Below are 13923 nucleotides of genomic sequence, written 5' to 3'. Positions count from 1 at the left end.
CCTCAAATCTAAACTATCCATTTATAAGGTCGTAGTATGACAGGAAGTTCATATTTTCTGAACAGTTTTGCCGAGCTGTTGGCTGAATTTTATCATTTTACCTAAACTTAAAAAGCCAAGCTAAAGGTGAATTCAATTTTTGACAGCATTGTTAAAACTTAAGTACCCATTCGCCCATTAAATAACGATAGCTATAGTCGACGCCATAATATGAAGCACTGTTACTATAACCCGCATTTAAGCGCACAAATTGGTTTTGATGGATTGGGCTCTGTATGTTCAGTTCAAGCAGTTTTGTTGATTGGCTCGGTGCATCAGCCACTTTTTCTCGGCCATAACCAACGGTCATACCCGTCGTCCAACCACTGAATCGTTTACGCCACCCCAGTGCCAGCATACTTTCTTCATAATCTTTAGGATTAAAATACAAGCCTGCAACATCATCAGCATCACTTCGATACATACGGTATCGCGCCTGCAAAGTTAAGCCATGTTCTAAGGATGGCTGATAGATTAATTTTAAGCGACCATGGTCACGGCGATTATCATCAGAGAAAAGCTGTGTTGCAGCCAAACCAACCACGGTAACATGTGGCCCTATTTGTTGATCAACCGCTCCACCCAAATAAGTAAAATGAATACCTTGCTCTAAAGCTGGTCGTGTTTCGACCCAATCTCGATTGGCAAATACTTCTACTGCGGTACTTTTAGTTAATGGTTGACGATAGCTACCATCAAAGGTGGCTAAGGTATGGTCATTTTGTTCAAACACCCCAGCTTCGAGCGTCCATCCATTTGCAGTCGCCGCTTCTACATTCTTAGCAAGAATTGAAACTTTATAAGCATCACTTTGCCAATCATCAATTTTATAATTATAGGCACTAAAACGTGCGCCTAAATAATCATTTGCATTGGTGTATTGAGGAAAAACTTCAGCTGATAATTTTTTTGTTTCAAAACCTTCACTATCATGGCTAATGAAAAACTCAGTACCCGCAGCCCAATCTGAGGGTTGGGTTGCTGAAGACTCACCTGCCTGCACATCGGTTGAAAGTAAGCACAAAAAGCATAATGAGAAACCAAAATTTATATTATTAGATTTCATTTAGTACCCCATTTTTTACGTGTTTTCAAAATTTCGTCCAAGTAGCCTAAAATGCTTGCTGGTTGCAACAAAAAACTATAAGCCAAAACATATACAAAGAAACCCATTAGGTTTTTACGTATTTTAAGATCCATAGCTTTAAACATACGTTTTTCAATACTGTAATTGAGAAAACCCAACAAAAAAGCCATAGGTAAGAGTGCCAAAGTCATTGGACCAACTATCCAAAAATGACCAAAACACGCCAGAATAATTCCAGGAATAAAACCAAAGGTAAACGCAATATCCAACCACGGGAAAAGCACATTCCAATGAATAAAGAAGGTGGATAATCGTGGCTTAATTAAAATACCTGGATGCTTAATAAAAGCCTCCATCATGCCACGTGCCCAACGCTGACGTTGTTTAACAAACACGTTGAGTTCCGTCGGCGCATTGGTAAATACACAGGCATCCTCCGAATGTCCGATACGGTAACCTGCTCTGAGCAATGCCCAAGTAAGTACAATGTCCTCACCTACACACTCAGGCCAGCCACCCACTTCAACCAGTGCATTACGATCATAAATTGAAAATGCGCCTTGAGCCACCAGCGTACCTTGATATAAAGACTGTAAGCGTTTTGTCGCAGCAATTCCCAAAAAATAATCCCACTCTTGCGTTTTTGTCAGTAAATTATGACGTGAATTTCGTACCAAAATTTTACCTGCAACAGCGCGTGTATTCGGCGGATCTGCAACATAGCGCTCCACAATGCATTGCAAAGCAATACGGTGTAAGTAGGAATCTGCATCAACAGTAAGCACCAAATCATGTTTGGCTAATTTCAAACCCTCATTTAAGGCATGAGCCTTACCTGCATTTTGGTTTAAATCCAATAAAGTCAGCCATGAATACTGAGCTTCAGCCTGTTTGACCAGTTGCGCAGTACGATCTTTAGAACCGTCATTAATCACAATGACTTGCAGTCCACCCAGATAATTCTGTCGATCCACACTCTTAAGCGTGTCTAGAATAGAAGATTCTTCATTATATGCAGCAATCAAAATTGTAATATTTGGATAAACATCTAAGATTTTTCGTTTAGGCCTTTTATCCATCAACAAACTTAAAGCAGCAAAGGAATTCATAAATCCAGGAATAATCGCAATACCATAAATAAAGAATATCGCTGCAACTGACCCAATCAATTGGCTCAAATCACGGATCCAATTTTCAGCCATCCATAAAGAAAACCATGTCCACAGACAGGCTCCAATGAAAGCGATCACAAATTTAACGCGAACAGAAATATACAACCGTGTAGCGGGACTGCTACGATCTTGGCTAACCATATATAATTACTTTAAGCGTCTATTATTAACGCTGAGGGAGAGAAAAAAATACGTGATTGAAAATATATAAATTGAATAAATTTAAATACACCCGTACTCAAATTAATCCTAAAAATCACTTTTTTAAAAAAACGTGATTAAAATATACCCAACCTCAATAGCCACACATAATAATATTAATAATTCACAAAACAATACATAAAACGTGATTTGTTTATCATTTTACAAAATAATTTGCTTGTATTTAAAGCAAAAATAGATTTCAAATTAATCAGAATATTAAAGTAAATACTCTAATTACATTTATCTAAATAATAAAAAAGAAAATATATAAAAAAATTAAAAATAAGGCTGTTTGCCTTTATAAAAATAAATAATCTATTTTTTATATGTATAAATACTTAATAGATATCATTCATTATCTTCAAAAAATCGATTTATTTATTCCACCACCATGGCAAGGCCGTGGTTTTTAAAATTTTCAGATGCTGCTGAAAATAAACATCATGCTTTTGGACTTCTGCCCAAAAGTTTGAACTGTGATCAAAGTGCTTAGTATGTGCTAACTCATGTACAGCCACATATCGTGTGATTTCCAATGGGAAAAGTACCAATCCGCTATTCAGCATAATGTCATGCTTGGCAGAACAGCTGCCCCAGCGGGTTTTAGGCTGACGAACTGCGCATTGATTAAATCTCAGTCCTGTTTCACTACTTAGCTTGTTCAAATACGTTGGTAAATATTGCTTTGCATACGCTATGACAAAAGACTTTAAATAAGATTCAGGCTGTCGATCACTGATGAATAGTTGATGATTTTCTTCATCCAAGATAAATGAATGTTTTTGAGTTTGATATACAACCTGTAAAGGCTGCTCTAAATTAAAGAGTTTTAATTCAGTTGGAAGTATCTTATCAATTTGCCCTGCTTTTTCCTGCTGTTTTTGCCATGTTTCAATCATCCATTGTTCTGATTGTTTTAAAAATTCTTCAACTTGGCGCTGCGTGCAAAACTGGGGAACAGTTAATTTAATTTGAGTTGGTTCTACACGTAGTCTTAAGCGTGTGGCACGTAATTTTCGAGTGATTTGAATTTCAGGAAGGTTTGGTGTCATTTATTCTTTTTAAAAGCTTATTAATAATGCATAAAATTGAATTTTAAATAGTTTTCAAAAATATATTAGGAGTCCCTTCTCCCTCTGGGAGAAGGTTAGGATGAGGGAGCTATTAAAAAGAAATCTCTCCCTAACCCTCTCCTAAAAGGAGAGGGAAATATTAGCCTATTAAACAGCAGTACGCTCTTCAATACCGTTATCAGTTGCTACAACAGCAATATCAGCTTTGTTCAAAGCAAAAATACCGTTACACACCACACCCGGAATGTCATTCAAAGTCTTTTCAAGCTCTAAAGCATTTAAGATATTTAAGTTGTGTACGTCTAAAATCACGTTACCGTTATCCGTTACCACGCCTTCACGGTACACAGGGTCACCACCTAAAGAAACGATTTTACGTGCAACTGCAGAGCGTGCCATTGGAATCACTTCTACAGGAAGTGGGAAATCACGGCCCAATTGATCTACCCATTTTGAATCATCTACGATACATACGAATTTTTTCGCAATAGACGCAACAATTTTTTCACGTGTAAGTGCAGCGCCGCCGCCTTTAATCATGTGCATGTGACGGTCAATTTCATCAGCGCCATCTACGTAGGCATCCAAACCGCCTACGCTGTTCATATCTACAACTTCAATGCCTAATTTTTTAAGGCGTTGTGCAGTTGCTTCAGAACTCGCAACAGCCGCTTCCAATTGAAGTTCTGGCAATAACTCAATAAGGAAGTTCACAGTACTTCCTGTACCAACACCCAAAATACCGCCTTTTGGCAAATGCTTTAACGCAGCTTTTGCGACAGCTTGTTTCTTTTCATCTTGGGTAGCATACAGACTCATAACTTGGCTCAACTATTTTTTGACATTTGTTGCTGATTTTACAGCCCAAATGTACGGGTGTTTGTTACAATGAACGCCTATTTTAAACTGTTAGATGGAAAATTAACATGCTGTCTCGTTTGGTTCGACAAATATTACAGGCAACGGTCTATGACGTTGCAATCGAAACCCCACTCGAAGCAGCGCCACGAATTAGTGAAAAGCTCAAGAATAATATCCGTTTTAAACGTGAAGACTTGCAGCCTGTCTTTTCTTTCAAATTGCGCGGTGCCTACAACCGCATCAGTCAATTACCGAAATCTCAGTTAGAACGTGGCGTTATTACTGCTTCTGCAGGTAACCATGCTCAGGGCGTGGCGTTATCTGGTAAAAAGTTGGGTATTCGCGCCATTATTGTCATGCCAAAGACAACACCTGATATTAAAGTTCAAGCCGTTAAACGCCTAGGCGGTGAAGTTGTATTACATGGTGACTCTTTTGACGTTGCAAACAAATATGCAATCCAGCGCGCAAAAGATGAAGGCATGTCGTTTATTCCCCCTTATGACGATGAACTCGTTATGGCGGGTCAAGGTACAATTGCCAACGAAATTTTACGTCAATGGCGTGATGTCGACTACGTATTCGTTGCAGTAGGCGGTGGCGGTCTAATTGCTGGTGTAGCAGCTTACTTAGGTGATGTAGCACCGCATGTTAAAGTCATTCCTGTTGAATATGATGAATCTGCATGTTTAAAAGCAGCGTTCGAAGCCAATGAACGTTTCATTCTTCCATCTGTAGGTTTATTTGCCGACGGTACTGCCGTTGCGCAAATTGGTGAAAAGCCATTTGAAGTGATTCAGCTGCAAAAATCAGATAACTCAGGCCCAATTGTTGAGCGTGAAGTTGTACTGGTAAATACAGATGAAATCTGTGCAGCCATTAAGGATACCTTTGATGAATGCCGTAGCATTGTTGAACCATCTGGTGCAATGGCGCTTGCAGGGATTAAAAAGTATATTGCTGAGCATGGCCTAGAAGATAAAAATATGGTGTCAATTGTTTGCGGTGCAAACATGAACTTTGACCGCTTACGCTATATTGCAGAACGTACAGAACTCGGTGAACGTAAAGAAGCAATCTTTGCCGTAACCATTCCAGAAGAAAAAGGTTCTTTCCTTAAATTCTGTCGTGCTCTGCAAGGCCGTAACATCACAGAATTCAACTACCGTGCAAGTGATTCTTCTGCGGCGCAAGTCTTTGTGGGTATCAGCCTAAAAGGTGGAGAAAAAGAACGTCATGACATCTATGAAACATTAAAGTTTGAATACGATGTAGATGATCTTTCTGATGATGAAGTCGCTAAGCTTCATATCCGTTATTTAATTGGCGGTCATGCAGATATCGAAAATGAACGCCTATTCCGTGTTGAATTCCCTGAGCGTCCAGGTGCGCTACTGACTTTCTTGGAACGTCTTGGCCCTACCCACAACATCACGCTTTTCCATTACCGTAACCACGGTGCTGCTGAAGGTCGCGTACTCGTGGGCATGGAAGCAACTGATGCTAAACAAAATCCAGACGGTTTAATTGAAACACTAGAAAGCATTACTTATCCGTATGCTGAAATCACCAATAACTTGGGTTACCAACGTTTCTTAAAATAAGCCGATTTGTATAAAAAAGCCTGCATGATTGCAGGCTTTTTTATTTTGTTGGCATCTAATTTTGCATAAGCCATTTTAGGAATATCTAATCTTAAGTTGTGCCAAACCTAAGTAGATTGCAAACAATCCGACATTGAAAATAGCTCAATTTTCAATTGTTCTGCTTTAAATTGCTTTTCAAACTTTTTACAAAATTTATTCAGTTTTTCTGCATGTGCTGGAACTGCAATCCAATAATATTGATCCGCATAAATGAGTAGCATCCGAAAATTATATGCGTCTAAGCGCTCATAAATTTTAGACAATATCATCTCGATCACTTGCTCTTGAACTTGATAATTCTTTCCAATATTTGCTTTGTTTTTTTCATAATGATAAAGCGTAGGTTGAACTGCCTGCATCATTTCAAATTGGGCTTTTTCCAAGTCTAGTGCCAAGTCTTGTAAAACAGCTGCCTGATGAATATGACTTTCTAAAGCATGTTCGGGATGTAAAGCCATTAAATAAGTTCGGGTGTAACCCTTATTTTTCTCAGTCATCATCCATGCTTTAAAATGTTCAAAATCGCGTCGTTGGCTTTCCTTTGGCACTTTCTTAAAGTCTAATTCTGGAAACCATTCCTGCAGAATCTTATATATTTTTTTATCATTCATCGTGAAGGCACTTAAATACGTGGTCGAACAATTGACCATTTCAAATGATTAACAGGCCTTTGCGCCAGCAATGCGCCATTTAATTAACACATTCAGAGCATAACTATGCAATTTGAAAGATTCATGACAATAGCTGAACAGAATTGTTTTAAATCGCATCAAAAGACAACCATGGTGAAATAATACAAGAGAACTTGATTTAATCGATGCGAAGCATTGGCTCAGATGCACTAAATACCAATCCAAAATGATGAATAATATTTTGAATTAATTCATCATTTTCTGGAACCAACATCCAATACGGTTGATCTTGTTCAATAGCCAGCACAGCCAAATCATAAGGCTCAACAAACATTTGGATATTGCTCAAAATGACTTTATAAGTAAACTCAAAATCATAAGCATGTAATTGATCTTCCTCGTACTCTTCTTCTAAATCTGAACTTTCGTACATATTATGAAAAGTCGACATCTCATCTTGTATATGACTTTTTAACTCATCTAAATCGATTTGCAATTGCTGAAGCCGATGACATTCGGCAATTCCGTTTTGCTGAACATCTAAACCATCTAAGCGCATTAAATTCGGGTAAAGCTGATTTATCCATGCTTCAAAATTTGAAAACAGTTCTGGTTCATCAGGTAAAGGCAGCTCCTTTAATTCTGGAAATGCCACACGTATTAACTCATACAAGGTTGCACTCATCTCCCGCTCCTTACAGAGTGGTCCAGTATTTTGCTTTTATTTCTTTACAGCATGTAAGCTGAATAGCTGGACAGATCAGAAAAAGATACTATATCGAGAACAAGCTTAGACGAATCTGCTTCATGCAAACAGCAGTGAATCGTTAATAAATATGATCGTAATAAAAAGGACTGAATATGGCGCAATTTGCAGTCATTGGTTTGGGTAGTTTTGGCGCAACTGTTGCCACGGAATTGATTGGACTTCATCATGATGTCATTGGTATAGACAGCAACAAAAAATACGTCGAAAGTATTTCCGAACAACTGACCCATGCTGTTATTGCCGATGCAACAGATGAGCATGTACTACAGGAATTAAATATACAAAACTGTGATGCTGCTGTGGTGGCAATTGGTGAAGACATTGAAGCCAGTATTTTATGTGTGCTCCATCTTAAAAATATGGGGCTAAAAAAGATCTGGGTGAAAGCCAAATCTAAAGCACATCACATGATTTTAACCCATTTGGGTGTGACTAAAATTATTCACCCTGAAGAAGACATGGGTGTACGTGTAGCGCAATCTCTAAGCTATCCAATGGTTAGTCGCTATATGGTCTTAGATGACGATCATTACATTGTTAAAGTACAACTTAAGGAAGCTCAAAATGGCATGCGCTTTCACCAGTTAATGGATCAAAATGAAGTCCGAACGCTACTGCATAAACGCGGTCCAGAGATTTTATTTAGCATTGACCCAAATATGATTTTGCAAACCAATGATATTTTAGTTGTTGAAGGTTTACTCGAACCATTACGTCGACTCGCAAAGCACTTTAAAACCGAATGAAACTACATAATAAAAAGCGCAAGACGCTCAATCTTAGTCCACCCAGCATATTAGCATTGGGCTTTCTCAGTCTAATTTGCATTGGCACCTTATTGCTGAAGCTTCCCTTTGCGCATCATCAAGAGCTAAGCTGGTTACATGCTTTATTTACAGCAACTTCGGCAGTTACAATTACTGGATTATCGGTTGTGAATGTCGGTGAAGCTTATACTGTGTTTGGCAAAGTCATCATTATGCTTTTACTTCAATGTGGTGGCTTAGGCTTTATGACATTTGCCATATTAGCAGTTATGAGCCTTTCTCCAAAAATTGGCTTAAAACAGCAAATTTTAGCGCAAGACACTATTGGAGAAACCAGTTTACGTAAGGTGAGTTACACTATTAAAGGCGTCTTACTCTACTCATTATTTTTTGAAGCTATTGGCACCATTGTCTTAACGATTGCATGGCTAGATGATTACAACTTTGCCCAAGCATTTTTCTATGCCGCCTTTTACAGTATTTCCGCCTTTAACAATGGGGGATTTTCCCTCTTCCCTAATAGCTTAATGAGCTTTGCCGACCAATACATTATTACCTTTACGATCAGTATGCTGTATATCATTGGCGGGGTTGGTTTTTTAGTCCTGATGGACATCAAACGCAATAAAAAATGGCGTAGCTTAAGCACCAACAGCAAACTTATTTTAAGCAGTATTTTAGGTTTAAATATCACGGCTTTTCTGATTATGTGGGGTTTAGAAGCCAATAATCCGCTAACTTTGGCACACATGAGTTTGGGCGATCAAGCGGTTAATGCCTGGTTCCACGCGACCGTGCCCCGCTCTTCTGGTTTCAATAGCTTACCGTTAGAGCACATGAGCAATGCATCTGCATTGGTAACTATGCTTCTTATGTTCATTGGTGGGGGTTCACTCAGTACGGCGGGTGGCATTAAAGTTGGCACTTTTATTATTATGATACTCAGCGTTATTACTTTTTTAAGGCGCCAAGATGAACTTCGCGTGTTCAATCACTCGGTATCTAAAGTAACATCATTTAAAGCATTTGCCGTGGTTTCTATTACAGTTATGCTGATTTTTCTTGGCTTTTTTAGTTTATTGCTCCTTGAGCCAAATAAAAACTTTTTGGATTTATTATTTGAAACTGTCTCAGCAGCCTGTACGGTAGGCTTATCACGTGGGATTACTGATGATTTGCAACCTGCGAGTCTGTGGGTGCTGATGCTACTGATGTTTGCTGGTCGTTTAGGGCCATTAACCTTGGCCTATTTAATTGCCACCCCTAAAAAGAGTCGCTTAAAACATCCACAAGCCGAAATTCAGATTGGATAATTCACATAATCCAACACCCAAAACCTCAATCACGCATATAAAAAACCACGCCTCGGCGTGGTTTTTAAGTGATAGCTAAGTCGCTATTATCAAATCATTTAATACCAATTCATCAAAGATACACCCACCCCGACATAAGTCGCACGGTGGTTATAATCAATTAAGCTTTCGCCATAACCATCAAATAATTGTACGGTACCACGTAACTTACCACTGATTGGAAATGACCAATCAAACTGCATTGCACCATGTGAGTCATCACCACCTTTTAATGAATGACGTAGCATTAAGCTAAACTCATGATCATTCCAGCGATAAAACGCAGTCATATCACCACGGCCCACATAATTTTTAATATCTGGGTTATTGTCATCAGGCATATCTTCTTCAAGTCTATACCAAGGACGAAGCATTAGCGCAAAGTTATCACGCTCAAAACCTAGATTTAAAATCACACGATTCCAGCTGCGTGACCACGGGTCAGAACGACCATTCGATTGATGGTTAAAGGTCAGGCCCAACATGCGCCAATTTAAACCCAGTAATTCATAGTTAGTACGAAATACAATACTGGCTTCAGGTTCATAATTGGTTTCACGAAATGGACGAGATTCGTCTTCGTTATAAACTTGCCAACGAGATGACTGCGTATAACCCAACCAAACATCGCCATTGTCACCAAACAAGTTTTCAACTGCCTTGGTTTTTAATGACAACTGGAATTTAGCTTCCATCGAGGTTAAGCGTGTTTCTTCAGCTGCTGTTACTTTATTGAGTGGATTTGGGCTGTTCGGTTGTTCATTTTTATCTGAACTCCAAAAGCCTGGCAATAAATACACAGGTTGATATGCACGAATATTCCATGTACCTAACTTACTCTCAGGTGAAAGCTCCCAGCGTCGATCTAATAAAGACAAATCAGGAGATAACTTCGGCGCTTCAACTGCAAATAAATGCTCAGACAATGCATTATTTACTTTTTCTTTCAAGCTAAGCTTAGCCGTCGCCTCAGGTTTAATTTCCTGAGCCGCTTGACGTTCCGAAACCAATGAAGGCGCATTTACCGTGGGTAATGGTCTAAACAAAGTATCGTAGCAAGTCAAACGCTCAACATTTGAATCTAATGCTACACAGGCCTGTGCAGATGCTGGGTTAGGCGTATCTTTTGCCAGAGGCGCAGATATTGTTTGTACATCAGCATGCGCGGTTACAACCACGCATGCAGTAAAAGCAACACCATACTGTAAAGACTTACGCATAGAGTTACGAAGCGTCATAAAGTTCCCTTCTTGTTTTATTTATTTAGTTCACTTGTTTAATATCAAAACCAAGTTCCATCAAAATGTCACGTTTCGCAACAGGTGCAACCACGGCCTTTGTTGGTTTTTGCGATTGAATATATGTTGTAGCGACACGCTTCAAATCATCTAAGTTCACTGCAAGTAAGCGCGTACGAAGCAACTTACGATATGCAGGCGTGCGCTTATGAAGCAATGAATAACACGCTGTAATCGCTTCACCTGCTGGCGAACCTGGTTTATCCATACTCGCAATTAAACCTAAAATTGCTTCTTCCAGCTGATGTTCTTGTTGCGGTGCATTTAACAACCACTCAATGCTGGCATCAAAGTCTTGGAATGTTTCTGCTAAGCGCGGGTCACGGTAGCTATAGAAACGGAATGAACAAGCATTGCCGTCATAGCTTGCACCACCACCATAAGCACCGCCTTTTTCACGAATCGCACTATGTAAGAAACCATTACGTAAATAAGCAGCTAACACCATTAACGGTGCCGCATCTGGGTGTGATACTTCTACAGCAGGATAAGCAGCTGAACAGAATTGAACATTGGCTTGAATTAACCAAGCTTCATCGTTTTCTGTAACAGTTGCTTTAACTTGAGTCAGTTCACGATCATTTGGTTCAATAGATAACTTATCCCAAATGGTTTGAACTTCTTCAACCAAGCGTTCAGATTGATGCTCTTCACAAACCAACAAGAACTGTTTAGGTGCTTTTAAGATACGATGATGAATCAACTGCAATTCTGCAATGAGTGCATCATACGCAGTTTCATCTTGTTCGATTTTCGCTGTAAGCTCTGTTAACCAATTGAGTGCGCCTAAACCCGTATTATTATAATCACGTAGTGCTAAAGCACTGTGGTTACGGCCCGCAACTTGCATCGCATAGCTATGACCAGCGCCCGAAACACGCGACTGCCAACGCGTTTTACGTTGTTGTAATAACTCAATAATGCGGTCTTTTTCATCAAAACGTAGTTGTTCAAAGGCTACTTTCAATAAACGAATCGCGTCTAAATTATTAACCAAAGACTTTGTGGTCAACGTTAACCATGCTGTAATTTGGTTTTTATCGTCTAGTTTTGAGCGTAAAGATGCACCCATGCCAAGACCGCCGCTGACAGCTGTTTGTAGCTGTTGCAACTCAAGATAGTCATATTCACCCGCACCAACTTCACCTACCAAAATTGACAGTAAGTTGAAATATGGTGACTGCACGATGTCTTGTGGAATTTGCACTAACACTTGTTGGTAATAAATACCGTTGGTTCCAGCATGGTACAAATTCAACGGCGTATCTAAACCATTGCTGATAATTTCACGCAGTTGACCTTGCACAATTTGCAATTCTGCTGGCACATCTTCTAAACCTACTTTAGGTAAAAGATTCAGATCATCAGGTGTATCTTGGCGTACTTTAAGTGCTTCAGTTTGCGCTAAAATTTCCGCTTTTTGTTCATCTGTTAATTGCGCACCAATCGCTGCCAAGCGTGCTTTTTCTGCTTCAGCTTCTTTAGCTGATTTTTCTGCATCAGGCACCAAAGTCATTTGCACACGGTGTTGATTATCAATCAGATGCGTTTTGATCAAGTTTGAAAGCCACATTGGGTCTTTCAACTCTTCTTTCACTTGTTCAATGGCCGTGTCTACATCCCATACATGTACGGGGTCAGAGTGATGAATAGCACTCCCTAAACCATTCAAAATTAAGCTTAAGCCGTATGGTGTACCATCACCATTAATTTCACGTTGGTGCAATTCGATTTGATGCAAAATTGCTTCAACCATTTGCGCATCTACAGGTGCAGAAGCAACTTGCTCAAGGACCTTAAATACACCAGCTTTAAATTCTTCTGCATGCTCAGGGTTTGAACCTTGTACACCACAGTAGAAAGTCATCTCAAAGTTTGAATCATCTACACCCATAATTGGGCCAGTAGACTGTGCATAACCACAAGTTTCTAAATAATGACGTAAAGGTGAAGCTGAATCTTCAAGTAAAATTCCTTCAACCAAACGCATACCCAAGCGCAATTTAATATCACTGGCTTCTGGTAATAACCATGAAATGATGTGATACGTTTTGTCTTTTAAATCTTCTGCATCTACTGCATAGCTTTCAGTCACTGTTACAGGTGCAGTTAAACGGCGTTCTGCTTTAGAGTATAAAGTCTCACCTTGCTGAAACTTAGACAGAGCTAGAGTTTCAAACTGTTCTTGTAAGTTATATGCGGACTCATTACCAAAGGTCATAAATACGGCATTACTTGGGTGATAATGCGATTTATAGAAATTTACCAGTTCTTCATAGCTCAAATCTGGAATGTCTTTCGGATCGCCACCAGAGTTGTAATGGTAAGTTGTTTCTGGGAATAAATGATGTGCGAGCTGATGATAAAGCTGATCTGAAGGTGAGCTCATTGCCCCTTTCATTTCATTAAATACCACACCCTTATATACAGGGTCACCATTTTCCAACTCAATACGAATACCTTCTTGAGCGAAATCTAATGGATTTAAGTTCGCTGCAAAGGCAGCATCCATATACACTTCAAGTAAGTTTTGGAAATCTTTTTTGTTTTGTGTCGCAAATGGATATGCTGTCCAATCCGCTGCCGTAAATGCGTTCATAAATGTGTTGAGTGAACGGCGGATCATTAAAAAGAACGGATCGCGTACGGGAAATTTTTCTGAACCACACAAAGCTGTGTGCTCTAAAATATGCGCTTCGCCTTTTGAATCCATAGGCTGGGTGCGAAATGCCACCAAAAATACGTTTTCGTCATGATTGGCAGCCAAATGATAATGCACTGCGCCAGTCACTTTATGTTTATATTCAGACACTAAAATGTCTAGGGCTTCAACATGGTGTTGACGTACCAACTGAAACGCAGGATGTACAGTTTGTGAAATGGTTTCAGTGACATCTACAGTCATGTGGTCTCCTCAATTCAAAGCATTTTTTAAGTGTTCTGAGTATAACCTGAAAAACATCAATACGACTCATTGATTGATAATTTTCCAAGCAAATTAGTCTACTTTCCAAATGCTTCCT

The 13923-nt window shown here is 39.3% G+C and carries 11 protein-coding genes; 3 read left to right on the top strand and 8 right to left on the bottom strand.

Annotation, left to right across the window (positions count from 1 at the left end; genetic code table 11):
* Positions 1–151: 151 nt before the first annotated feature.
* From EXE29_RS03735 to rpiA, 4 genes are all read right to left on the bottom strand, one after another.
* Positions 152–1105 (bottom strand): hypothetical protein, encoded by a 954-nt coding sequence (locus tag EXE29_RS03735; RefSeq protein WP_117006696.1) that lies wholly within the window; start codon positions 1103–1105, stop codon positions 152–154.
* Positions 1102–2439 (bottom strand): glycosyltransferase family 2 protein, encoded by a 1338-nt coding sequence (locus tag EXE29_RS03730; protein ID WP_228198706.1) that lies wholly within the window; start codon positions 2437–2439, stop codon positions 1102–1104. The genes EXE29_RS03735 and EXE29_RS03730 overlap by 4 nt, the downstream gene beginning before the upstream one ends.
* Before the next feature lie 437 nt (positions 2440–2876).
* Positions 2877–3554, bottom strand: a complete 678-nt coding sequence (locus EXE29_RS03725; protein ID WP_117006695.1) for a YgjP family zinc-dependent metalloprotease — start codon at positions 3552–3554, stop codon at positions 2877–2879.
* A gap of 168 nt (positions 3555–3722) precedes the next feature.
* A complete protein-coding gene (gene rpiA, locus EXE29_RS03720) occupies positions 3723–4394 on the bottom strand; it encodes a ribose-5-phosphate isomerase RpiA (RefSeq protein WP_106984750.1) in 672 nt (223 codons plus the stop codon).
* Between the two features lie 107 nt (positions 4395–4501).
* Between rpiA and ilvA the strand changes: the two genes are divergently transcribed.
* Positions 4502–6040 carry a threonine ammonia-lyase, biosynthetic gene (gene ilvA / locus EXE29_RS03715; RefSeq protein WP_120363977.1) on the top strand — a complete coding sequence of 513 codons (1539 nt, stop codon included), beginning with the start codon at positions 4502–4504 and terminating at the stop codon, positions 6038–6040.
* A 107-nt stretch (positions 6041–6147) separates the two neighbouring features.
* Here the strand turns inward: ilvA and EXE29_RS03710 are convergent, their stop codons facing one another.
* The gene (locus tag EXE29_RS03710; protein WP_106984752.1) at positions 6148–6693 is read right to left on the bottom strand and encodes a hypothetical protein; all 546 of its coding nucleotides are present in this window, start codon (positions 6691–6693) and stop codon (positions 6148–6150) included.
* A 199-nt stretch (positions 6694–6892) separates the two neighbouring features.
* Positions 6893–7399, bottom strand: a complete 507-nt coding sequence (locus EXE29_RS03705; protein WP_120363978.1) for a hypothetical protein — start codon at positions 7397–7399, stop codon at positions 6893–6895.
* Between the two features lie 176 nt (positions 7400–7575).
* On the opposite strand from EXE29_RS03705, the gene EXE29_RS03700 reads away from it, so the two are divergent.
* Positions 7576–8229 (top strand): potassium channel family protein, encoded by a 654-nt coding sequence (locus tag EXE29_RS03700; RefSeq protein ID WP_106984754.1) that lies wholly within the window; start codon positions 7576–7578, stop codon positions 8227–8229.
* A complete protein-coding gene (locus EXE29_RS03695; protein ID WP_106984755.1) occupies positions 8226–9563 on the top strand; it encodes a TrkH family potassium uptake protein in 1338 nt (445 codons plus the stop codon). The genes EXE29_RS03700 and EXE29_RS03695 overlap by 4 nt, the downstream gene beginning before the upstream one ends.
* A gap of 98 nt (positions 9564–9661) precedes the next feature.
* On the opposite strand, the gene EXE29_RS03690 is transcribed toward EXE29_RS03695, so the two are convergent.
* Positions 9662–10747, bottom strand: a complete 1086-nt coding sequence (locus EXE29_RS03690; protein ID WP_372658467.1) for a phospholipase A — start codon at positions 10745–10747, stop codon at positions 9662–9664.
* Between the two features lie 118 nt (positions 10748–10865).
* Positions 10866–13805, bottom strand: a complete 2940-nt coding sequence (locus tag EXE29_RS03685; protein WP_120363980.1) for an insulinase family protein — start codon at positions 13803–13805, stop codon at positions 10866–10868.
* Positions 13806–13923: the final 118 nt, after the last annotated feature.

Origin of the sequence: Acinetobacter sp. WCHAc060006, from assembly GCF_004209135.1 — a bacterium.
Lineage (GTDB): Bacteria > Pseudomonadota > Gammaproteobacteria > Pseudomonadales > Moraxellaceae > Acinetobacter > Acinetobacter cumulans.
The sequence above is the reverse complement of the archived record's forward strand: the minus strand, read 5'-3'. Positions and strand labels throughout refer to the sequence as shown.